This window comes from Syntrophales bacterium, from assembly GCA_023229765.1.
GTDB lineage: Bacteria > Desulfobacterota > Syntrophia > Syntrophales > UBA5619 > DYTH01.
Genome location: JALNYO010000038.1, coordinates 1 through 22,153, shown reverse-complemented (window position 1 = coordinate 22,153; position 22,153 = coordinate 1). Strand labels below are relative to the sequence as shown.

General features: G+C 51.8%; 19 protein-coding genes. 10 read left to right on the top strand and 9 right to left on the bottom strand.

Annotated features, from left to right (window positions below; genetic code table 11):
- The 5 genes from M0P74_15055 (at position 1) to M0P74_15035 (ending at position 5,813) form a co-directional block, all read left to right on the top strand.
- The gene (locus M0P74_15055) at positions 1-612 is read left to right on the top strand and encodes a PIG-L family deacetylase (GenBank protein MCK9364904.1); all 612 of its coding nucleotides are present in this window, start codon (positions 1-3) and stop codon (positions 610-612) included.
- A 32-nt stretch (positions 613-644) separates the two neighbouring features.
- The gene (locus M0P74_15050; protein ID MCK9364903.1) at positions 645-1,688 is read left to right on the top strand and encodes a DegT/DnrJ/EryC1/StrS family aminotransferase; all 1,044 of its coding nucleotides are present in this window, start codon (positions 645-647) and stop codon (positions 1,686-1,688) included.
- Between the two features lie 8 nt (positions 1,689-1,696).
- Entirely contained in the window at positions 1,697-2,860 is a 1,164-nt protein-coding gene (locus M0P74_15045) for an undecaprenyl/decaprenyl-phosphate alpha-N-acetylglucosaminyl 1-phosphate transferase (GenBank protein MCK9364902.1), read from the top strand.
- Entirely contained in the window at positions 2,857-5,103 is a 2,247-nt protein-coding gene (locus M0P74_15040) for a tetratricopeptide repeat protein (GenBank protein ID MCK9364901.1), read from the top strand. The genes M0P74_15045 and M0P74_15040 overlap by 4 nt, the downstream gene beginning before the upstream one ends.
- Positions 5,104-5,186: 83 nt before the next feature.
- Positions 5,187-5,813 carry a PEP-CTERM sorting domain-containing protein gene (locus M0P74_15035; GenBank protein MCK9364900.1) on the top strand — a complete coding sequence of 209 codons (627 nt, stop codon included), beginning with the start codon at positions 5,187-5,189 and terminating at the stop codon, positions 5,811-5,813.
- A gap of 21 nt (positions 5,814-5,834) precedes the next feature.
- Here the strand turns inward: M0P74_15035 and M0P74_15030 are convergent, their stop codons facing one another.
- Both M0P74_15030 and M0P74_15025 read right to left on the bottom strand, forming a co-directional pair.
- Entirely contained in the window at positions 5,835-6,434 is a 600-nt protein-coding gene (locus M0P74_15030; protein MCK9364899.1) for an EpsI family protein, read from the bottom strand.
- Positions 6,427-7,323 carry an exosortase/archaeosortase family protein gene (locus M0P74_15025; GenBank protein MCK9364898.1) on the bottom strand — a complete coding sequence of 299 codons (897 nt, stop codon included), beginning with the start codon at positions 7,321-7,323 and terminating at the stop codon, positions 6,427-6,429. Before M0P74_15025 ends, M0P74_15030 begins: the two co-directional genes overlap by 8 nt.
- A gap of 502 nt (positions 7,324-7,825) precedes the next feature.
- Here M0P74_15025 and M0P74_15020 point away from each other — a divergent pair.
- Together M0P74_15020 and M0P74_15015 are read left to right on the top strand one after the other, a co-directional pair.
- Positions 7,826-10,057 carry a tetratricopeptide repeat protein gene (locus tag M0P74_15020; protein MCK9364897.1) on the top strand — a complete coding sequence of 744 codons (2,232 nt, stop codon included), beginning with the start codon at positions 7,826-7,828 and terminating at the stop codon, positions 10,055-10,057.
- A 3-nt stretch (positions 10,058-10,060) separates the two neighbouring features.
- The gene (locus M0P74_15015) at positions 10,061-10,831 is read left to right on the top strand and encodes a PEPxxWA-CTERM sorting domain-containing protein (GenBank protein MCK9364896.1); all 771 of its coding nucleotides are present in this window, start codon (positions 10,061-10,063) and stop codon (positions 10,829-10,831) included.
- A 442-nt stretch (positions 10,832-11,273) separates the two neighbouring features.
- On the opposite strand, the gene M0P74_15010 is transcribed toward M0P74_15015, so the two are convergent.
- From M0P74_15010 to M0P74_14990, 5 genes are all read right to left on the bottom strand, one after another.
- The gene (locus tag M0P74_15010) at positions 11,274-11,570 is read right to left on the bottom strand and encodes an MTH1187 family thiamine-binding protein (protein ID MCK9364895.1); all 297 of its coding nucleotides are present in this window, start codon (positions 11,568-11,570) and stop codon (positions 11,274-11,276) included.
- Positions 11,571-11,908: 338 nt separating this feature from the next.
- The gene (locus tag M0P74_15005) at positions 11,909-12,418 is read right to left on the bottom strand and encodes a redoxin domain-containing protein (protein MCK9364894.1); all 510 of its coding nucleotides are present in this window, start codon (positions 12,416-12,418) and stop codon (positions 11,909-11,911) included.
- A 60-nt stretch (positions 12,419-12,478) separates the two neighbouring features.
- The gene (locus tag M0P74_15000) at positions 12,479-13,195 is read right to left on the bottom strand and encodes a sulfite exporter TauE/SafE family protein (protein ID MCK9364893.1); all 717 of its coding nucleotides are present in this window, start codon (positions 13,193-13,195) and stop codon (positions 12,479-12,481) included.
- Between the two features lie 203 nt (positions 13,196-13,398).
- The gene (locus M0P74_14995; protein MCK9364892.1) at positions 13,399-13,632 is read right to left on the bottom strand and encodes a hypothetical protein; all 234 of its coding nucleotides are present in this window, start codon (positions 13,630-13,632) and stop codon (positions 13,399-13,401) included.
- A gap of 495 nt (positions 13,633-14,127) precedes the next feature.
- Positions 14,128-15,480 (bottom strand): TIGR00366 family protein, encoded by a 1,353-nt coding sequence (locus M0P74_14990; protein MCK9364891.1) that lies wholly within the window; start codon positions 15,478-15,480, stop codon positions 14,128-14,130.
- Positions 15,481-15,949: 469 nt separating this feature from the next.
- On the opposite strand from M0P74_14990, the gene M0P74_14985 reads away from it, so the two are divergent.
- From M0P74_14985 to M0P74_14975, 3 genes are all read left to right on the top strand, one after another.
- Positions 15,950-17,929 carry a 3-hydroxyacyl-CoA dehydrogenase NAD-binding domain-containing protein gene (locus M0P74_14985; GenBank protein ID MCK9364890.1) on the top strand — a complete coding sequence of 660 codons (1,980 nt, stop codon included), beginning with the start codon at positions 15,950-15,952 and terminating at the stop codon, positions 17,927-17,929.
- A gap of 80 nt (positions 17,930-18,009) precedes the next feature.
- Complete coding sequence (locus M0P74_14980) at positions 18,010-18,387, top strand: DUF3783 domain-containing protein (GenBank protein ID MCK9364889.1); 378 nt, start codon at positions 18,010-18,012, stop codon at positions 18,385-18,387.
- A 231-nt stretch (positions 18,388-18,618) separates the two neighbouring features.
- A complete protein-coding gene (locus M0P74_14975; GenBank protein MCK9364888.1) occupies positions 18,619-19,380 on the top strand; it encodes a DUF6125 family protein in 762 nt (253 codons plus the stop codon).
- 228 nt (positions 19,381-19,608) lie between these two features.
- Here the strand turns inward: M0P74_14975 and M0P74_14970 are convergent, their stop codons facing one another.
- A complete protein-coding gene (locus tag M0P74_14970) occupies positions 19,609-20,007 on the bottom strand; it encodes a cobalamin B12-binding domain-containing protein (GenBank protein MCK9364887.1) in 399 nt (132 codons plus the stop codon).
- 273 nt (positions 20,008-20,280) lie between these two features.
- Positions 20,281-21,936, bottom strand: a complete 1,656-nt coding sequence (locus M0P74_14965) for a methylmalonyl-CoA mutase family protein (GenBank protein MCK9364886.1) — start codon at positions 21,934-21,936, stop codon at positions 20,281-20,283.
- Positions 21,937-22,153 lie beyond the last annotated feature (217 nt).

The following is a 22,153-nucleotide window of genomic DNA, read 5'->3' as shown; positions in this document are numbered from 1 at the left end:
ATGAAAATATTGGCAATAGGTTCCCATCCGGACGATATCGAGGCTGGCTGTGCGGGAACATTGGCTAAATACGCAAAAAACGGCCACGATATCTACATGCTTGTCATGACTGACGGAGGCATGGGGGGCGAAGGAGCGGTAAGAAGGGCAGAACAGATAACCGCGGCGGGAATCATCGCAGCAAAAGAGCTGCTCTGGGGTGGCTACGAGGACACGCAATTGACCTCGCAGATGAACAATCTTGTCCATGACATCGAGGATGTAATAAAGAGGATCGTGCCCGACTTTATCTTTGTTCATTACGGCGAAGACACGCACCAGGATCACCGCACCCTTGCCAAGGCGACAGTATCTGCCACCCGTTACATCCGGAATGTTCTTTTCTACGAGGGACCGACAACACAGAATTTTTCCCCTTCCGTATTTGTTGATATTAAAGAGACAGTCGAAAAAAAACTGGAGACGCTCCTTGCCCACAACTCCCAGGTAACAAGGACAAACATCGGGGGATTATCGATAAAAGATATTGTTCATTCCACCGCCGTCTTTAGGGGCATCCAGGGGCGGGTTCTGTTTGCGGAGGCTTTTGTCCCCCTGCGTCTGTTCATATAAGTGCCCATTTGTTCTCAAGACAGGATGGCAGGATGAAAGATATTCCCCACGCACGACCAACCATAGACGACGCAGAGATCGCCGCCGTTTCCGCCGTGCTCAGGTCGCAAAATATCGCGCAGGGAAGGCAGGTTTCCCTGTTTGAAGAGGCCCTCTCGCGGCTGATCGGCGTGCGGGAGGCAGTGGCGACATCCTCCGGCACGGCCTCCCTCCATCTTGCCCTTTTTGCCCTGGATATAGGCGAAAATGACGAGGTCGTGATCCCCTCCTTTGTCTGCACGGCGCTTTTAAACGCCGTGCGGCTTGTCCGGGCCGTTCCTGTTATTGCCGATATAAACAGTAACTCTTTCAATATCGATGTCCACGATATCAGGCGCTGTTTGACGAAAAGAACCAAGGCCGTCATCGTCCCCCATATGTTCGGTATGCCGGCGGATATACGCGAGATAGTCTCGCTTGGCGTTCCCGTCATCGAGGACTGCGCCCAGTCCCTGGGGAGCAGATCCGGCCAAAGCTACACCGGGAGCTTCGGGGTTCTGTCGGTCTTTTCGTTTTATGCCACGAAGGTAATCTGCACCGGCGAGGGGGGAATGGTCGCCGGCAGCGATTCCCGGTTGCTGGCGAAAATCCGTGATTTCCGCGATTACGACGAAAAGGGCGACTGGGCTTTGCGTTACAACTACAAGCTTACGGATATGCAGGCGGCGATGGGCCTGACGCAGCTTTCCAAACTGCCGGGGATGATAAGGCGCCGACGGGAGATCGCCGCCCTGTACGACGAAAACCTGCGGGGGTGTCCCGTCATCCTGCCCTCCTGTCCACCGGAAAAAGAGCATATTTACTTCCGTTACGTCCTGAGAACGGGGAAAAGCCGGGAAGTATTGGATGGCTGCCGGCAAAAGGGCGTCTCGTGCCGCCGACCGGTTTTTGAGCCCCTCCATCACTGCGGGATCAACGCAGCCTGTCCGGAGGCGGAGGCCGCCTTCAGGGATTCGGTTTCCATCCCCATTTATCCATCTCTTGGCGACACAGAGGCGGTGATGATAAGCGAGACAATCCGGGAAATTTTGAGTTGAGGGGCGTTATGATTTTTGGTAAAGATTTACAGAGGTTCTTATTTCTGCGGGTATTGTGGGGCTGCTGCCTGCTCATTTTTGCACTCCTTCTTCTCCCTGCCGTCCGCGAGCTGTTTTTCGACAGCCTCGGCCGCTGGCTTTACATCTTCCTGATTGCCCTCTCTACGTCGGCAATTCTAACCCCGGTCATGATGAGCGTCGCCAAAAAACTGAATATCGTTGATACCCCCGGAGGCCGGAAGATCCACGCCCGGGTGACGCCGCTGCTCGGGGGAGCGGCGATCATCATTGCCTTTATATCCTCCCTGGCGGCAAATATGATTCTCGACAGCCGGGATATCGCGCTGATTGCCGGCGGAACTTTCGTGGCAATCGTCGGCCTGATCGACGACTGGAAGAATGTCCGAGCCTCCTACAAGCTCCTGATTCAGGTGGTAGTTGTCATCCTGCTTATCCGCAGCGGGATTATCCTCGATCTTTTCCCGATCAAGACAACGTGGGGCTATCTGCTGAACGCCCTTTTTTCCATAATCTGGATCGTGGGGATCACAAACGCGATGAATTTTATCGACGGGATGGATGGTCTGGCAACGGGTGTCAGCGCGATAATTTCGCTTTTTCTCGCCCTGGTGGCGTATCAGACCAATCAGCCCTTCATGGGCTGGATCGCCATTGCGATGCTGGGGAGTTGTCTCGGTTTTTTCCCGTTCAATTTCGGCTTTAAAAGGCCGGCGAGCATTTTTCTGGGCGACGCCGGAAGCACCTTTTTCGGTTTTGTCCTCTCCGCCTTGGCCATCAAGGCCGCCTGGGCCGACAACAACCCGATTGTTTCTTTCGCCACGCCGGTGCTTATTTTCTGGGTTTTAATCTACGACATGGCCTATATCTCGATAGAAAGGGTCATAACCGGCAAGGTGAAAAACTTCCAGGAATGGATTGACTATGCCGGCACTGACCACATCCATCACCGTATTTTCGCTATCTTTAATGACAAAAGAAAGACCGTCTTCTTCATATTTTTTCTCTGTTCCACCCTCGGAATCAGCGCCATTACCCTGAGGGGGGCGAGCGCCTTTGAGGGCGTCCTGACGGTCATCCAGGCGTTTTTTATCACCGTCCTGGTCTCAATCCTCGAATATTCCGGCAATCATTATAAAAGAGGCGATAAATGAAAGAAGATAAATTTGACATGCAGAAAGACTGTGAAGAGGATCCGTTTCAAGAGGCTGAGGAGCAACATGCCCTGATCCAAAGCAGGATGCGGCGACAGCGAATTTATCGTATCCTGACCGGCGGCTTTTTGGTCGTAGCGGCCATTGCTGCCCTCTTTTTTGCGGATATTGTCGAATATTTTGCCAGGGATCAAAAAAAGCAGGCGGCCGTGCAGGCTGAAAAAACGGTCGTTTTTAATGATGCGCAGCGGCAGGCTTTTCTCGAACCGGTGAAAAGGACAATCGAGCAGGGGAATCTGTCCGAAGCGCTGAGCCTGCTTTTGAAACATCTGGAAAAGGACCCGACTTTTGCGGATGCGAATTACTGGACCGGAGTCATTTACCTCAGGCAGGGTAAGGTTCAGGTTGCCCATAAGTATCTGCAAGAGGCGCTTAAACTCCGCCCGAACTACTATGCGGCGCAGGAAAGACTGGGCGAAATCTATCTGCTTGCCGGCGACAAAAAGGCGGCACGGAAAATGGCCGGCAAGCTATCACAGGCGGATAACTATCTTCAGCAGGGCCTGCTTTTGGAGTCCGAGGCGCTGCTGGCGGAAGGAAAGTTGGAACTGGCCCTGAGCAAAGCCGACGATGCCCTGCAAATCGCCAAAGCCCCCTCAAAGGTAAGGATCTCAACCTACCTTGCCGATCTTTACATCAGAAAAGGCGACAAAAAAAGAGCCGCTGAGATTGTCGGAAAAATTAATCTCGAGACCGCCTCGTTGGAGGAGCTGTTGAGTCTGGCAAAAGTTTACTCTGAAGCAGGTAACGACGCTTTGGCCCTCTTGAGTTTCCAGCAGGCGTTGAAACGTTTTCCCGAAAGTGCGGAAGTAAACTACCGTTACGGTTTGCATCTGTTCAATAAGGGTAAGTTTCAGGATGCAACAGTCTATTATCAAAAGGCATTGACCGCGGCCCCCCACGCCGAGATAATCGGATACCGCCTCTGCGAGAGCATGCTTGCGGCCGGACGAACGGGTGAAGCAAAAAAACAGATCGATTCCCTGACAGTTGAATTCCCCAACAGCATCCTGATCCTCGGGCTCAAATTCCAGTACCAGCTTTTGGCCGGCGACCGCCCTCAGGCCAGGGACACCCTGAACAGAATAACCGCGCTGGTTCCCAATGCCCCACGGCCTTACATCGTACTGGCCAATCTTTACTGGCAGGACGGGATGGTCGTACAGGCGGAAAAAAACGCCTACAAGGCGATGAAATTGGGAGAAAAAACGGTATACCCCCACCTGATGATCGGCGATATCCTGTTTGCCCGCGGACAACTTACCCAGGCGCTGGCATATTACGAACGAGTTCTGGAAGTCCAACCTGATAATATCGTTGCTCTGCTGCAGACCGGGGATATCCTTCTGCAGCAGGGCCAGCATGAAAATGCCGGGAAACGCTACATGAAGGCAGCGGCGCTTTATCCCAAAAACAAATCCCTGAAGACAAAAATAGCCTGGGCCAAAGCCCGCGGCGGCGACTACGAGGGGGCCCTGGCCATGAACCGGGAATATCTCCGGGAAAACCCGAAGGATCCACAGGCATCTCTGGCATACGCCAACACGCTGGTAGCCGCCAACCGTCTTGATGAGGCTCTGGAGGTTATGAAAAGAGCGATCGGGAAACTGCCGAGGGATTCGTCTTTGCGGTACCTGGCAGGGGATATTTATATTCTGAAGAATGATTTCAAAAGGGCCGCAGAAAACTACGCCTCCGCGCTGACTTTGAGCCCGGGCGACGTCAATCTGGCTCTCAATATAGGTTCCCGTTACGAAAAGTATGCCCCGGAAGCCCAGACGGAGCGATATTACCTGGATATCAGGAATAGATTGCCAAACAGTCCCCTGGTTAGCAATCAGTTTGCGTGGTTTTATGTGGAGAGAATGAATGCGCCCCAGAAGGCCGCGGGGTTTATTGAGGTCCTGAAGGCGGAAAAAGAGCGACCGGAGCTCAAAGACACCATCGGCTGGTACTATTTCAAAACGGGGGACTTCAGCGCCGCGGAGCGTTACCTGCGGGAGGCGTTGACGCTGGATCCGAATCAGGATAGTGTTCGCGCGCATCTGGCGCTGACCCTGTTTGCATTGCAAAAAAATAGCGAAGCGGCGGCGGAAGCGCAAAAAATCATCACCAGGCTGAGTCCCGGGCCGTTGAAAGACAGACTCAATGAGGCCTTGGCGAAAGAAAAAAATAAACTGTAAAATATGCTTGATTTTTTTAATTAATTTGTTACCATTCAGGCCGATCGGTCAGGAGTGGGAACAGCTTAAAAGAGGTGAGAATTATGAAAAAACAGATTGCGGTCTTTTTTGTTTTGGTATTTTTTGCGGCATCGCCGGCGTTTTCCGAAACGCTCAATCTCATGACGCTTCCGGTAACAACCGGTGGCGGGTACTATGTTGGCGCCGTTGGCGGCAATATAGATGGAGGCGCAAAGGCCAATTATTACTGCGACGATTTTCTCACGACGAGCTATGTCCCCAGCTCTTTTACCGTTCTGGTTTCATCTCTTTCCGACATATCAAAAACCAAGTTTGTCGGCGCCGATCCGGCAGAGACCTTGAAGAAGTATCAGCAGGTGGGCTGGTTGATGAGCCAACTGGAGTTGAACCCGGTAAAAGTAGCCGCTATCCAGTTTGCCATGTGGAGTGTTTTCACCCCGTCCACGCCGACTTTTGCTGATTCAGCGGCCTGGCTTGACGCCTCGGCGCGGATCGACGCGGCCAGTTACGACTTCAGCATGATGAGAATTTACACGCCTATCGGCGGTAGCAATCAGGAGTTTATTGGGGGAAAAGTAACGGTTGTTCCTGAACCAGCGGAGTGGCTGCTGCTATTTATGGGTCTTGGCTTTATCAGTTATGCTGTTTACCGTAAGCGTGGTCAGATCCTTCCGCAAACAAGCGTCTGAGTAAAGTATTTCCCCAAAAGGTCACTGAGATTTGACAAGCAGATTGCTTTCCATGTCTTCCAGAAATTTTTGAAGATAGGCCTCTGCCGTTTTTATTTCCCCTTCCGGCACAACGGTTGTCACCTCAATAAAAACCTGCCTGTCGTAGCCGTAAAGCACGCGTTGCAGGGACTCGTGGAATTTACGTTCGATGCCGTCGGCGATTATCCGTGTCCCGATGAGAAAACCATAGTAGATGATTATTTCCCTGTTTTTCATCCGCCCCTGCAGGCCCGCCATGACAATTTTTTTAGATGATGTTGTTAAGGCTTTTGTTTCGGTAAGGTTCCACCCCAGCCCACTGTAACAAACCCACGGATCATGGGAGGCATTTTTCTTCAGCAGTACCAGAAAGTTCATGGGCATCCCGTCCTGGAAACGGTACTCCCGTGAGATCTCGCTGCCTCTGCTGATGCTGTCGGAGATATAATAAGGCGCTCCCTGCCAGCCGGCGTTGGCCAAGGGAACTTCAATCGGGAGTTTTTGTGTAACTGGGTTTGTATTCCGCAGGTAGAGATAGTTACTTACGAGCCCTGTGGCCAGCAGCAGAAAGATGACGATGTACTGTCTTTTTTCACCCATTCTCTGCCTCGCGGTTCTCCCTGCGGATCAAGATATTGGTCAACGCCAGCATGCCCAGGACGGATGCTGTGAAAACAAAAATACCCCAGAATGTATGAAGTTTTCCCGATGCCAGCTCGTCTCCCCAGGTTACCGCGATCAGGCAGGTTGCGACGACCCGAACGACATTGACCGCCATCACTGTGGGAAACATGAGCAGGATGACCACACTTTTGTGAATGGTGCGTCGGAGCGTCATTTTTGTGTAAAAGATCGAAAGCGTCAGCATGGCCATCAGAGAGTTCAACCCGGAACAGGCATCGGAAACCCCGATTACAGTCGAAGAAATTTTAATGATGTTTCCCTCGCTCTTCACGTCCTGGCCGACGGCCGCAAGGATAATAGTTGCCGCCTTGGTTACAAAGAGTTTCAGCGGAAAGACGACCTCGAAGTATATTTTGCCGGGAATCGGAAAGGCAAACAACATGAAAAACAGCGGGAAAATCAATCTCCGGGCGGCGAGGGGCCCGTGGAGGTAAAGGATCATGCCATAGATTGTCAGGGGGAATGACAGTTGCGACAGATACATTATGCCCAGTATCTGCCCGGAAACATTCATGCTTAAACCTGTAAGAAAGAGAAAGACAGAACCGTTATCTGATTTTTCCCGGAACAGTTGCCGCAGCGCTTTTCGGTCCCGGTAAAGCAGAAACAAGACAATCCCGAAAACCAGGGGCGCGTGCTGGGCAAGTTCATTGCCGATTATGCTGTGTGCCAGATCCCGTAAAACGTAATAGAAGGAAAAAAAGGTGAGAATGAAAAATGTTATACTGCTCAATTTGTAGGTACGATTGTCTGTTGGGAGGGCAGGCCGTTGATCGCCGTTCACGGCAGTCGTATTTTTTATCATGGATGTTTCTCTATGAAATCCTCATGCAGGCAAGCCGTCACAAGGAAGAATAAAAACGAAGTTTACGGATATCTTCATAAGGCAATGCTCATGAAATTGGAGGGACGCGCTCCGTCACGTCCTGGGCGGTCGGTAAAAATAATAGTCATTGTATATCAGTACTTAATGCACTCATTTCCGGATTAACAAAGACAATTTTTCAAAGCTTTCTCAGGATGACGATGGGAAATCTAACACATCCAGTGGTTTGAGTAAACAGAAAACGTCTGATATTATTCCCTGCGTTTTTGGGGAAACACCCTCGGAGAGAGCTTTTAATTTCTCCCGAAATGTTGTTAATTGTCATTCCCGTGAAAACGGGAATCTGGTCTTTTCGGGAACTTATAGATTCCCGCCTGCGCGGGAATGACAAAAGGGTATAGATTTTCAAAGCTCTCTCGGAGGCAACCGTTTCCGCGGCATGTTTGCAGATTTTATCTTTTGAATAAGAAGGGTTGGAAAAATGGATAGCGACACATCAAGAGAAAGTCATCGTCCGGGGCTGCTGGTTCGCTTCCGGAGGGCTTTGCGTAAAAAAGATATGTGGAAGCAAATGGCTCTGGAGCTCGGCCTTGTCCTTTTTGTAATGGTTGTCTTGTTTTTTGACAGCATTGTCAAATGGGTAAATCGACCTTCTGTACCGAAAAGCACCATTATCGAAAAGGTCGCTCCTCAAATAACCGTAAAGATTGCCGATCAGGAAAGAAAACAAATATTTTCCCGCGTGCGTGGACTTCTCGAACAGGGCAAAAGCGAGGAGGCTATCAAGGATCTGCAGCAATACCAGATACGGGATTCCTCCAACGCGGAGGCGTTTTATCTGATGGGAATGGCCCTCCTGCGGCAGGGGAAGGTAACAAACGCCTTCGAGCAGATGCAGGCGGCGCTCCGTTTGCGGCCGGAGTATCCGGAGGTGAATCAGGTTTTGGGAGAGCTTTACCTGCTTTATGGCGATGTCAAGGAGGCGAAAAACCGGGTTGTGCCGTTGCTGAATAGTCCGGATCACCTGTCGGACGGATACCTTATGGAGGCGCAAATCGCGGCGGCGGAGGGAAAGTACGATATGGCCTTTGCCAAAGTTCAGGAGGCCGTCAAAAAATCCAAAGGTACGCCGACGATAAATGTTTCGGCTTACATGGCCAGCCTTTATGTTCAAAAGGGCGAGATTGCCAAGGCCAAAGAGATTATGAGTAAATTCGCTTGCGCCAGCCTCGACGGCGAGGGACTGGTAAAGAAGGTCAAATTCGATTTTCTGGTAAGGGAGGAAAAAGAAGCTGTTAGCTGCCTGAAGGGAGGATTGACAAGGTATCCGCAGAATGCGGATCTGAACTACTTGTACGGGCAGTATTTTTTTTCCGCGGGGAAATTCATGGATGCGGCCGCGTACTACAAAAAAGCGGCGGAGATAATGCCCGGCTTTACAATCTTCTTCTATCGCGCCGGCCAGAGCCTGCTCGCCGCGCGCGCCCTGAAGGAAGCGGAGCTGCTGATCGAGGGGATGCTCAGTCGTAATCCTGATGATCTTCTTGGCCTGCGGCTCAAGGTGCAGGCGCAAATCCAGGCCGGGGATCGCAAAGAAGCCATTAATACACTAAAAAAGATTGCCACGAAGGCGCTTAAAGATCCCCGCCCCCAGCTTTTGCTGGCGGAGCTTTATCTCGCCGAAGGGGTGGTCGCGCTCGCGGAAAAACATGCCCTGCGGGCCATCGCCCTGGGCGAGAAAACAACGCCCCCCTGGACGATGCTGGGGGATATCTATTATCGCCGCGGCGATTTCCCGAAGGCCCTTGCCTATTACGAAAAAGTTTTGGCCGTTGAGCCGGGCAACATCATGTTGATGCTCCAGATGGGCGATGCCTTTCTCAACACCGGCAAGGTGGATAAGGCAGAGGGCCTCTACCGAAAGGCAGCGGCAGCTAACCCGAAGGCAGGTTTTATCCAGAACAAACTCGCCTGGGCGCGGCTTGTGGCGGGGGACCGGGAAGGTGCGAACAGGCTCAGCAGAAAATATTTTGAAAGTTCGCCGCGGGACATAAACTCCCTGGGCGGATATGTCAATGTGCTGGTGGCAGGCCAGCGCTTTGATGACGCCTTGGCGCTGCTGAAAGGGTATCCGCAGGAAAAAGGCAATATCTCGTTGATAAAACTGATGATGGGCGACATCTACGCTCTGAAAAAAGATTCGGCCACCGCGGGGGAAAGTTATCGTCAGGCGTTGAAAGCGCGACCGGACGATGTCAATTTCATGATAAATATTGCCGCCCGGTACGAAAAAATAAATCTTGACAAAGATGCAGAGGATATATACTCTCAACTCCAAAGGCGTTTTCCACGCAACATGCTCTTTGCCAATCATCTCGCCTGGTTTTACATTGAGGTGAAGAAGGAGCCGGAAAGGGCCGCAAAACTTGTCGCTCTTCTTGAGTCAGAGGGCACAGGCACAGGCGCGAAGGACACCGTTGGCTGGTATTACTATAAAACAGGTGATTTGAAAAAAGCTGAGTATTACCTGCGAGAAGCGGTGGCGATAGATCCGGAAAACGCGGTTGTCCGTGGTCACCTTGCCATGACGCTGTTTGGGAAGAAAGAGGAAGCAGAGGCCGTATCCGAGGCGAAAAAAGCGATCGGCGCGTTATCAGGCACATCCTTGAAGGGGGAACTCGAAAGGATGCTGTCTAAAGAAAGGGGAAAATAGGCTATGAAAAAATTATTTATGTTTCTGGTATTTATAACGGCGCTTCTTGTCAGTGCCAATGCTTTTGCGTATTCGGACATATACTACAGCGTAGGAACTGGGGGTGGGTATGATAAGCCCACGATGGAGTTGCGCGTTGCCAGGCAAAACATAAATAGTCCAATAGTAAGAACTTTAACCTTCAACGAGGGCACGATCAGTTCCTCCTCTTACTCCAGCCCTGTAGCGGATCCGATTGTAGGTAATTTGAGTTACATTGCGACGGACTATCCTGGGGGAGCCTTCAGCTACGAACTGAAAAACGAAATAGGAACGACCGGCGTCTGGGATCTGACTAACTCAGACGGCAGTCCTATGAATGCAACTATTTACGCCTATGACGCTGTAGGTACTGTATATTTTCAGGGAGAGGTTTTGGCCAAAACGATTGACCTTGTCAACGGGAATATTGCCTGGGAAGCGGTTGCCGAACCTGAATTTCCTAATACGCTTGCAGGCTCGGAGACATTGGCCCAGTTGAAGTACTATGTTAATAATACCATCCTGACTAATTTCAGCTTTGCAGGGAGCGGAGCTCTGGCCATATGGATGCGCCAGTCAATTACCTCTGGATATATATCTCAGGACCTTAACTACTCGACAAATGTCACCGTTGTTCCCGAACCGGCAGAATGGGCGCTCATGATTGTCGGACTCGGAATGATCGGGTTTTCGGTTTACAGGAAGAGATATCGGATGGCCCTGCCTGAATGGCAGAACGTGAGAAAATCATAAAATCCTGTCCCCGGCTTTGATCTTTAAAAAGCTTGGTGACACATGAACTTGGAAAGAGGGGCTCGCTGTTGGCGAGTCCCTCTTTTTTGTGACAAGAGAAACACTCATGACGGCACACCGCCACAAAGAAGCATGAACGCTGTTCATAAAATTGGAGGGACGCGCTTCGTAGCGTCCGGAACGGTTACAAACAAAATAACAATCAACAGAGGTAATTGCAAAACTCCCCATTCTTGTCATTCCCGCAACGATTCTGAACGGGAATCTGGTTCTAACTGCTTGAAAAACCATATTCCCGATAGGGACATTCGGGAATGACAAATGGTTTTGCAATTACCTCAAGAAGGATACATTTTCAAACCGCCAGATTTAAGGCAGTATCAGGTCGCCACTGACAATCATGCTGAATAGTTACGGTAGAATGTTTAAAAACGAGGCGCGTTTAGAGCTTATCCTCTACTGATTTTATCTTCCCTTCAATCCTGTTTACAGCCCCCGCCCGGTAGTCCATCTGGAGCGTCATATATATTCGCTCCGCATCCTTCTGCAGTTCCTGAAAGCATCTCTCGACAACCTTCATAACCGCCTCCCAGTTTTCACCCTCAATCGCCGTGCTCATCGGCCCCAGCTTATAAGGCAGGCCGCTTTCCCTGATAATGCGGAGCGACCTGGCCACATAGGGGCTGACGCTTGTCCCCTTGTCGGTTGGGAATATCGAAAAATGAATCAGTACGCTCATTTTGCCTCCTGACTTGAAAAGTTTTGAATGGCCCTTACTTAGGAGGCAATTGCAAAACTCCCCATTCTTGTCATTCCCGCAACGATTCTGATCGGGAGTCTGGTTCTAACTGCTTGAAAAACCATATTCGTCCCCGAATGCCGTTATCCCCGATAAGAACCTTCGGGGACGGATAGAGACATTCGGGAATGACAAATGGTTTTGCAATTACCTCTTAGTTTTGAATTTAACGCGAAATCAGCCAACCCATCATTCCCGCAGAAGCAGTAATCAAGTATTTCCAATATCTTCTGTATCTATGACAGAGCCCGGAAGAGCAAAAAAAGGCGATAACGCTCTCACTTATTTTTCAGGACTGCATCAAGATAGGGCTCGATCTGCGTGCATTCGCGGCAGACAATAAAACCCTTCCTATCAACCAGCACCAGGGAAGGAACTCCCCTGATTTCGTAAAATCCGCTCACTATACCGGATTCATCCAAGAGCACGCGGTAGGGGAGATTGTGGCGAGTGGAGAATTTTGACACCTTGGCCTTGGACTCCTGAACATAGACGTTCACTATCTCCAGCCCCCTGTTCGCGTATATCGAGTACAGGGATTGGAAATGGGGGATCTCGCTTATGCAGGTTGGGCACCAGGTAGTGCTGAAGATAACCAGCACCGGTTTCTTTCCCTTATAATTGCCCAAACGAAAGGTCTCGCCGTTCGTATCCTTGAGGATGAAATCCGGGGCCTTGTCAGCGCTGGCAGGCGCCTGTATGGAAAGGGCGTTGTTTGCGATCAGAAAAATCGCGGCAATCATTATTGCTGTGAAAGCCGACCGTTTCCAGGTCATCATTTTAACCATTGTTGTAACTCCTTATTTTTAATGGGGACAGCGCCCTATGCATTTGTAACATACCGTTCATTAAAGCCAGAGCATTCCCGCGTTGACCAGAAAATATTCGCCCGCCGCCAGCAGAATCCACCCGCAGGCCTTGCCGATCCGCTCCATCCATGCGCCTGATTTGGGGATGCCTGCCAGGAGTCCGGCGAATGTGCCGACCAGAATCAACAGCGTTCCCATTCCCAAGGCAAAAACGAACATCAGCCCGGCGGCCAGCGGGACATTCTGTCTGGTCGCCGCATAGCCGAGGACGACGGCGAGGGCTGGGGCGGTGCACGGGCCCATCACCAGCCCGGATGCCGCACCGACAAGGAAACTGCTTGTTATCCCTTTTGAATTTTTGTTATCCCGGGGCCTGCTTATAAAGTCAGGCATTCTGATAGAGAAAGAAAAGACGCCCAGCATTGATAATCCCATAAGCATACAGAGGTTGCCGATGAAAAAATAGGTCCAGGGGTTGGACTGTATCTGGCCGAACAGCTTGCCGGAAAGCGCGGCAAAGGCGCCGAGGATGGTGTAAGTGACGGCCACACCCGCAACGTAGAAGAGCGAGAGGATTAATCCTCTTGTCTTTGACCCTGCGCCCCGGGCGCCGATATAGGCAACGGTGATCGGTACGACCGGATACATGCAGGGGGTGAAGCTCACCAGCACCCCGGCAAGGTAAACGGCCAGAAATGACAGCGCTAAAGAACCTTGCAGGTATCCGGAAAGACCGCTAATAAAATTTTCTACCATTTAGTCACTTGAAAACGAAGCTTAATGTTCATAAACCCCCATGCCCGAAACGGGCACAACGAAGCATGAAAATCCCCCCTTGCCCCCCTTTGGCAAAGGGGGATGGGGAGATTTTCATGCAAACTGCGTGCATAAATTACTGATTTATAATGGGTTGCCTTCCGGGCAACCGCCCGGACGCGACAAAGCGCGTCCCGCCATTTTCATCCTTCTTTGTGGGGGCTTAGTTTGACGAGGCACTCCACCGATTCACGCAACTTTTGCGCTGCCTCTCGCAAAGCGGGCGCTATTTTCGCCCCTTCCTCAAGATGCTGAATTTTTCCTGCCCATGCCTCATAATCAGCGGCATGTTCCTGCTCATGCTCGATCCAATGTGCGATCAAATGCTTTACCTTCTCTAAATCATTCATGATTAATCCTTTCTTGCCGTCGCTCAAAGCGAGTTTTTTATTCTGTTTCCCGGGCATTGCCCCATGTTGCCGCGACTTATATCACAAAGCATACGTTTTGTGGAGTTCATTATCATTGAGGCGCCGATGACAGTTATCGTCACAAAGGGCAATGAAATATGCATGATGGCGCATTGTAACAAAGAATGTTTGCTGAGAATTTTTAATGACCGTCCTTTTCGACGTTCTGGGTTGCGGGCACAAACCCTTGTGAGGATGTTTTGATAAAAACAGTTTTTTGTATGAAAATAGAATTTATATAAACAATATCCGTGTCTTACGTAGCAACGTTTTTGGGGATTCAGGCAACCGCCGCGGACGCGACAACGTAGGGGCAACCCCCCGTGGTTGCCCGACTCCGACATGCGCATATTTCCATCGTTTGTTGTGCCTGATACATGGAAATAAATATTTGCACGTTGCGGTGGTGGTGCAAGGGGGCAAAGGCCTGCAGGCGCGCCTTTGCCCCTTGCAAGGTTTTTTCTATAAGACGCCGGCGCCGATGAGCAGGGCAAAGATGCTGAAGATGACGCCTGCGTAAATCAGGACCATGGTTGTATAGCCCATGATATCGCGCGCCGAGAGGCCCGCCAGCCCCAAAAGCGGCAGAGCCCAGAAGGGCTGGATCATGTTTGTCCATTGATCGCCCCAGGCCACCATCATCGCCGAGCGGACAGGGTCAATCCCCATCATCTTGACCGCCTCGATCGTGATTGGCCCCTGCGCGGCCCATTGCCCACCGCCGGACGGGATAAACATGTTGATGACGCCGGCAGCCCAAAACTGCAACATATAGAAGGTGGACGGGGCAGAGACGGCCACAAACCAGCCGGCGATCACCTTGGCCAGGCCGGTGCCGATCATGAGCCCCTGGATGCCTCCATAAAGCGGAAACTGCAGCGCGATTCCGCCGGCGCCTTTGATCGCGGTGTTCACCGCCTTGATATAGTTTATCGGTTTCCCGTGCAGAATAACGCCGACGATGAAGAAGATGAAGATGACGATGTTCAGGTTGAGATCGAAACCATTGGTTGAAAAATGGAAATAAAGGTAGATAAGTCCCATCAGCCCGAAGATCATGTTGATCGTGTAGCTGTGGTCGATCCTTTCCGCGAGAGTCGGGTTCTGCGGCATCTGCACGTTCGGCAAATCCCCACTCAGTTCCTTGAGCCTGTCTTCCGGGATCGTTTTTACGTCTTTTTCGGCAGGATAGATCATGGCCATCAGAAACGGCAGCGTGACGATCAAAAGAATCGCCGGGAGCAGGTTGAAGGGCATCAGAATGCTCTGGGAAACAGGGGTGACCGTTCCCAGCATCTTCTCAATGAAATTCTGGGCGCTGCCGGCCGTGGCGATAACCAGCGGGACTGACCCGGAAAATCCCTGATGCCAGACGACAAAACCGGCGTAGGCGGAGGCGATCAAAAAGGGAAAGTCGGCTTTGCGGTTGCGTTTTGCCACCTCCATCGCCAGCAGTCCGCCGACGATTAATCCGAATCCCCAGTTCAAAAAGGAGCAGAGCGCCGCGACAAAGGCGACGATCATGCCGCCCTTGACGGGGGTATTGCCGATGCCGGCAATCCAGACCAGCAGACGGTTGATCGGCGGGCTCAGCGCCAGGCAGTGCCCGGTTACCAGAATCAGGATCATCTGGAACGCAAAGGCGATTATTCCATAGATGCCGCCTCCCCAGGCCATCATCATTTTCGTGAAGCCGGCGTCTGTAAAGATCAGTGCCAGGATCGCGGCCAGAAATGTCAGAAGAATGGAAAAAAGATAGGCGTCGGGAAGGTAATGTTTCATCAGATAGGTGAAAAAAGAAGCTAATCGTTGCATAATATTGAGTCCCTCCTTTTCTTGAAAAAAACCCTCTGTTTCTTCAAAAAATGCGGGAATTGCCTGCATGCTACCCCGCAACCCCTTTGGAACCGCCGATAATACCGTTCAAAATGTCTTCGTTTTTTCGTTTGTCTAAAAAGCATCCAGCGAAGCTGTTGACCGATACGTGCGAATCTGAGCCGTTTCTGAAACTGACCGGGGAAAATGGAACAACATTAAAAGTCATTGTCTGCAAAGGATTATGAAGTGTTGCTGACCATACGTCAGGGAAAGGTGTGGTGTCAAGAAAAAAGTATCATACAAAAAACTTGACAGCGGCAAGGCCATTCAATATACAAAACAGCAGATATTTTCAAAATAATTTCCAAGCAACGCAAAGGTCTTGGAAGGGCGGATGTCCGGCAGTTTTCTTGATAAACCGTTTTGCGGGGCCTTGAGTCGCTATAAAATAATCAGGAGGGATTTCATGGACGTTAAAAAGGTTGTAGTTCTCGGGGCGGGCGCTATGGGACATGGCATAGCGCAGGTAGCGGCGATGGCCGGTTATAAAGTGGTATTGCGCGACATCAATGAAGAATTTGTGCAGCGAGGCTATCAGCGCATCAAGGAAGATCTGGAGCGCCGGGTAAAAAAGGGCAGGATGGCGGAGGCTCAGAAGAACGATCTATTGGCTGCAATCACGCCGATTGTTGATCTGAAAAAGGCGGTGAAGGATGCCGACATCATCGTTGAAGCAGTGCCGGAAATAATGAAGCTGAAGCATGAGGTTTTGAGCGAGGCCGCGAAACTTTGCCCGAAGAAGACAGTTTTTGCCACCAATACCTCTTCCCTCAGTATCACGGAGATCGCCAAGGTCCTGGATGACCCCGGCCGGGTGGTCGGACTCCACTTTTTCAATCCGGTTCCGGTCATGAAACTTGTGGAGATTATCTACGGTGAGAAAACTGACGAAAAGTCCGTGCAGATTATTGAAGCTTTCACGAAAAAATTAGGGAAAACCTCCATTTATGTGCGGAAGGACGTTCCCGGGTTTGTTGTAAACAGGATTTTCGTGCCGTTTTCGAACGAGGCGGCCTGGGTGTTGCACAACAAGGAGGTTGCCACTCCCTTTGAGGTGGATGCCGCAATCAAGTACCGACTGGGCTTGCCGATGGGCATGCTCGAGCTGCTCGACGTCCTGGGAAACGGCGCCATCGACGTTCAATACCATGTCAGCAATTACTTTAAGGAAACCATTGGCGAGTCGTGGGGTCCGCCGACCAATCTGACCGAGCTTTTCAAGGCCGGCTTGCTGGGAAAAAAGAGCGGGAAAGGGTTTTATGACTGGTCCGATCCTGCCAATAAAAATGAAATTCCGCTGAGCGCCGGGCGCACCTTTGACCCGCTCCGGGTAGTGGTAATCGCGATCAATGAGGCGGCAAACCTGCTGGTTGACAAGGTCGCGACCAAAAGCGATATTGACGTCGGCACATTACTGGGACTCGGCTTCCCCCGCGGCATCTTGCGGATGGCTGACGATATCGGCCTGGACGTCGTGGTGGATGAACTCAACCGCCTGTATGCAAAGTTTAAAGAGGCGCGCTACAAGGCATCGTCATTGCTCGTGAAGATGGTGAAAGAGGGGAAGACGGGCAGGAAGGCCGGTCAGGGATTCTATTCGGCGGCGGAGCCGGAAAACATCAAATTTGCGGTTGACGACAAGATGGTGGCGACGCTTACCTTAAACAGACCCCAGCGGGCCAACGCCCTCAACCTGGCTTTCCTGGACGAGATCAATGCAGTGCTCGATGTTGTGGAAAAAGACGTCAACATCAGGTGTCTAATCATCACCGGCGCGGGTAAGAATTTCTGCGCCGGCGCTGACATGTCCGGCTTTGCGTCGGGAATCCCCGGGGATATGATGCGCTTTTCCGATCGCGGTCATGAGGTATTTACCAGATTGGAGACCTTGTCCAAGCCCGTGATTGCAGCGATAAACGGCGCCGCAATGGGCGGAGGTCTGGAGCTGGCGCTGGCTTGCGATCTGCGGATCATGAGCAGCAAGGCCTTTGTCCAGTTGCCGGAGGTCAATCTTGGCCTTTTCCCCGGCTGGGGAGGAACCCAGCGCCTGCCCCGGCTCATCGGGATGGGCAAGGCGAAGCAGGCGATCTTTATGACGGAGAAAATTGATGCGCAAAAGGCGCTGGACTATGGTCTGGCCAATTTCATCGCGGAGCCGGAGGGGTTTGCTGAATTTGTCCAAAAGACCGCGGAAACGTTATCAAAAACGAGTCCGCTCGGCTTGAAAATGGCGAAGAAGATCATGTATTACGGCGCCCAGGCGGATCAGCGGACCGGACTTTTCTTGGAAGGCGCGTCCTCCGGCGACGTTTGCACAACCGATGACATCAGCGAAGGCATCACGGCCTTTATGAATAAACGCCCGGCAGTTTACAAGGGCAGGTAATCCCGATCCGCCCCTCTCCGTCTCCGGGGGGATAAGGGAAGAAGGGGCATTGTCATGTAAATGGGCGCAAAGGGATGGTTATGGAAGCGCTGGGGGTGTTGATCTACGGTTACAACAGTGAGGATGCGTCGCGCATCAGCACTTTTCTTGACGAAGCGGTAGGCTGTCACGTTTTCCTGATGAGTGCCTCCGAAAAAAACGGGGAGACGGTCATTGATATCCTGCAAAACAGGACCAACGATTCCTTTGTTGACGAAAAGACGAAAATCCTGCTGCTCCTCGGTTTTACCGAGGAGCAGGTCAGGACGATTCTGGGCAGCTTTCCGTCGGGCGAAGGGGAGCTCAAGCGCCCCATCTTCTGCATGCTGACAGAAGAAAACCGGAACTGGCCGCTGGATCGCCTGCTTGAACACCTCGAAGCGGAACGCCGCTACTGGGCCGCAAAAAAACAGGATTAAATTCAGTGTAATACGCTGAAATCATCACGACAGCCCGCCTTGCCAAAGGCGGATAAAAACGAAGCTTGATGTTCATAAACCCCCATGCCCGGGGCGGGCACAGCGAAGCATGAAAATCCCCCCATCCCCCCTTTGGTAAAGGGGGGATGGGGGGATTTTCATACAAATTAATAACGGATGAGGTAATTGACTTTCCAGAGGAAACAAAAAAAATTTGCAGGGGGAAAAACAGTGACCGGTGTAGCCGAAAAGATGGAGGAGCTTAAGCAGGAGGAGTTGGTCGGACTCGTTGTCGATTTTTTTCACCGGACGATGGTTCACCACACCCTCTGGTTTAAGGAAGTGGAGCATCAGATGGGGATGGCCAAGGCCCTTGATGTTATGGGCGCTGTTTGGGACAAGAGCAGCGCGCTGCAGATGAAGCGGCTCTCCGAGGCCTTCGGCTTCGAGCTGGAAAACGGCGTACCGAAGGCGCTGGCAGCGATGCCGAAGGAAAAACTCCTGGAGGTAATCGGTGATCTGGGGAAAAACTGGCTCGCCAACGACGGCATTTGGTTTCAGGAGGTCGAGAACCGCGACAGTCTCTTTGACGCCAAACGCTGCAACGATTCCTGCTGGGCCCGTTTTTCCCCGTTTGAGGCGTGGTCGATCAAGCGTTTTCTGAACCTGCCGGAAAATCCGGGGCTTCCCGGCCTGAAGCGGGCCCTGGGCTTTCGCCTGTACGCCGGGGTAAACGTGCAGAAGACGATTGAGGAGGGCCCGGACGTTCTGCTGTTCCAGATGAATAACTGCCGTGTCCAGACGGCGCGCAAAAGACGGGGGCTCGCTGATTATCCCTGTAAATCCGGGGGTGTCGTAGAATACAGCACCTTCGCTGCGCAGATCGACCCTCGAATTAAAACGACCTGCGTCGCCTGTCCGCCGGACGACCATCCCCCGGAGTGGTTCTGCGCGTGGCGCTTCACGATTGACCAACCCCTAACAACGCTGTAGTCAATAATGATGGTTTCGTCAAAAGTCGAAAAATAGCCATTTTGTTATCGCGAGCGAAGCGCGGCAATCTCTATAGTTATTGATAATCAATAACTATAGAGATCGCCACATCGCCACGCCCCTCGCAATGACGGGTAGCGACTTTTCACGAGCTCGTCTTTAAATGGGTATCATAATCTCCGAGATTTTCGTCGCTGACATTTCTCAAAATGACAAAATTCAACGCTTTCATGCCGCCGGTACGATGTCCCTTATGTACTGAATGATATCCTCCGTCGAGGCGCCGGGTAGAAAAATTTCTTTTATTCCCGCCGCTTTCAGTCCGGGGATATCGTCCACGGGGATGATTCCGCCGCCGAAAACGAGGATATCGCCAGCCCCTTTTTCCCGGAGGAGGTTGACCACCTTCGGGAAAAGCCGGTTGTGCGCGCCGGACAGGATGGAAAGTCCTATAAGATCAACCCCTTCCTGAATTGCCGCGCTCACAATCTGTTCCGGCGTCTGCCGGATGCCGGTGTAAATTACCTCCATGCCCGCATCCCGTAGCGCCCGGGCAATTACCTTGGCGCCCCGGTCATGGCCGTCCAGTCCGGGTTTGGCGATGAGCACTCTGATCGTCCGTGCCATATATTTTCCCCTTTCCAAAAACCGTTTTATTATAGGTGCTTAACTTCCCGGAGAGCTTTGAATTTCTCCCGAAATGTTGTTAATTGTCATTCCCGTGAAAACGGGAATCTGGTCTTTTCGGGAACTTATAGATTATGAACATTAAGCTTCGCTTTCCCGCCTGCGCGGGAATGACAAAAGGGTATAGATTTTCAAAGCTCTCTCCCGGACGCGACTTAAGCGCGTCCCTCCAGTTTTATGAACATTAAACTTCTCCCTCATCCTAAGAATATGTTATTGCTGCGTATATTCCCCGAAGACCTCCCGGAGCGTGTCCGATATTTCGCCGAGGGTGGCATAGGCCTTGACGGCATTCAGAATCAGCGGGATTACATTATCCTCTCCCTGCGCGGCTTTTTTCAGGGCGGCCAGGGTTTTTGAGACTTTTGCGTTGTCGCGCTCCGCCTTTACCCGGGCCAGCTTCTGTTTCTGATACTCCTCCACTTCCGGCTTGATGCGCAGGACGTCCCGCAGGGGAACCTCTTCGGTTTGAAACTGGTTGATGCCGACGATGATCTGTTTTTTGGATTCGATATCCTTCTGGTACTGGTAGGCGGCATCCGCGATTTCCTTTTGAATGTAGCCGGCGGCGATCGCCTTGATCGCCCCGCCCATCTCGTCGATTTTCCTTATATATTCCACTGATTTTCGCTCGATTTCATTGGTGAGCGCCTCAACGGCGTACGAGCCGCCCAGCGGGTCGGTCATGTCGGCGACGCCGCTTTCATGGGCGATAATCTGCTGGGTTCTCAAGGCGATCGTGACTGATCCTTCGGTCGGCAGCGCATACGCCTCGTCGCGGGAATTGGTATGCAGCGACTGGGTGCCGCCGAGAACCGCGGCCATCGCCTGCAGGGCGACGCGGACGACGTTGTTTTCAAACTGCTGCGCGGTGAGCGTGCAGCCTGCCGTCTGCGTGTGAAACCGCAGCATGCAGGAGGAGTCCTTCTGCGCGTGGAAGCGCTCCTTCATGATCTTTGCCCAGAGGCGGCGGGCGGCACGGAACTTCGCCACCTCTTCGAGGAAATTGTTGTGACAGCAGAAGAAAAAGGCGATCCGGGAGGCGATCGAATCGACATCGAGCCCCACCTTCATGGCCGCCTCCAGATAGGCGATGCCGTCGGCGAGCGTGAAGGCCACCTCCTGAACGGCGGTGCAACCGGCTTCGCGCATATGGTAGCCGCTGACGCTGATCGAGTTCCATTTGGGGATATTGCTCTTGCAGAAGGCAAAGATGTCGGTCACGATCCGCATCGATTCCTGGGGGGGGAAAATATAAGTCCCCCGCGCCGAATATTCCTTCAGAACATCGTTTTGAATGGTTCCCTGGAGCAGTTCGCTTTTCACCCCCTGCTTTTCGGCAACCGCGATATACATGGCCAAGAGTATGGCGGCCGTGGAGTTGATGGTCATTGAGGTGGAGACCTTGTCCATCGGAATGCCGTCGAAGAGTATTTCCATGTCCTTCAGTGTGTCGATCGCCACCCCGACCTTGCCGACCTCGCCATCGGAGAGGGGATGGTCGGAATCGTAACCGATCTGCGTCGGCAAATCGAAGGCGACGCTCAGCCCCGTCTGTCCCTGCGCGAGCAGGTATTTGTAACGCTGATTGGTCTCTTCGGCAGTGGCAAAACCTGCGTACTGCCTCATCGTCCAGAAACGCCCCCGGTACATCGTCGGCTGCACCCCGCGGGTAAACGGAAACTCCCCCGGAAAGCCAATATCCGGCAGGTAATCAGCGTCGCCGGCATCCAGCGGGGTGAAGATATTTTTCAGTTCGATATGGGATGTGGTGGTAAACGATGGACGTCGTTCAGACGATTTGGAGACGGCCTTTTTCAGGGTCGTTTCCTGCCAGCGCTCCAGTTCCTTAGGGGTAATATCTGACATGGGCTGCTCCTTTACATGAAAATAGAATTTGTATCAACAATATCTATGTGTTACACCACAAATGTCTTTGGGGTTTTCGGTAACCACCCCGAGAGCTTTATCTTAGGAAATAGGAAAAGCGTCCTCTAAATGTGATATGGAAATGTTGCCAAACAAAACCCATACACAAAGGAGGACGCCATGAAAAACGTAACAGATTCGGGACAAAAAGTAAAAG

Bases quoted from the DNA above. Each gene is read 5' to 3' on its own strand.
- M0P74_14980 (MCK9364889.1), top strand. From the start codon at position 18,010: ATGGAAGCGCTGGGGGTGTTGATCTACGGTTACAACAGTGAGGATGCG.
- M0P74_15020 (MCK9364897.1), top strand. From the start codon at position 7,826: ATGGATAGCGACACATCAAGAGAAAGTCATCGTCCGGGGCTGCTGGTT.
- M0P74_14985 (MCK9364890.1), top strand. From the start codon at position 15,950: ATGGACGTTAAAAAGGTTGTAGTTCTCGGGGCGGGCGCTATGGGACAT.
- M0P74_15000 (MCK9364893.1), bottom strand. From the start codon at position 13,195: ATGGTAGAAAATTTTATTAGCGGTCTTTCCGGATACCTGCAAGGTTCT.
- M0P74_14990 (MCK9364891.1), bottom strand. From the start codon at position 15,480: ATGCAACGATTAGCTTCTTTTTTCACCTATCTGATGAAACATTACCTT.
- M0P74_15025 (MCK9364898.1), bottom strand. From the start codon at position 7,323: ATGATAAAAAATACGACTGCCGTGAACGGCGATCAACGGCCTGCCCTC.
- M0P74_15050 (MCK9364903.1), top strand. From the start codon at position 645: ATGAAAGATATTCCCCACGCACGACCAACCATAGACGACGCAGAGATC.
- M0P74_15005 (MCK9364894.1), bottom strand. From the start codon at position 12,418: ATGGTTAAAATGATGACCTGGAAACGGTCGGCTTTCACAGCAATAATG.
- M0P74_14970 (MCK9364887.1), bottom strand. From the start codon at position 20,007: ATGGCACGGACGATCAGAGTGCTCATCGCCAAACCCGGACTGGACGGC.
- M0P74_15055 (MCK9364904.1), top strand. From the start codon at position 1: ATGAAAATATTGGCAATAGGTTCCCATCCGGACGATATCGAGGCTGGC.
- M0P74_15030 (MCK9364899.1), bottom strand. From the start codon at position 6,434: ATGGGTGAAAAAAGACAGTACATCGTCATCTTTCTGCTGCTGGCCACA.
- M0P74_15045 (MCK9364902.1), top strand. From the start codon at position 1,697: ATGATTTTTGGTAAAGATTTACAGAGGTTCTTATTTCTGCGGGTATTG.
- M0P74_15010 (MCK9364895.1), bottom strand. From the start codon at position 11,570: ATGAGCGTACTGATTCATTTTTCGATATTCCCAACCGACAAGGGGACA.
- M0P74_15035 (MCK9364900.1), top strand. From the start codon at position 5,187: ATGAAAAAACAGATTGCGGTCTTTTTTGTTTTGGTATTTTTTGCGGCA.
- M0P74_15040 (MCK9364901.1), top strand. From the start codon at position 2,857: ATGAAAGAAGATAAATTTGACATGCAGAAAGACTGTGAAGAGGATCCG.
- M0P74_14965 (MCK9364886.1), bottom strand. From the start codon at position 21,936: ATGTCAGATATTACCCCTAAGGAACTGGAGCGCTGGCAGGAAACGACC.
- M0P74_15015 (MCK9364896.1), top strand. From the start codon at position 10,061: ATGAAAAAATTATTTATGTTTCTGGTATTTATAACGGCGCTTCTTGTC.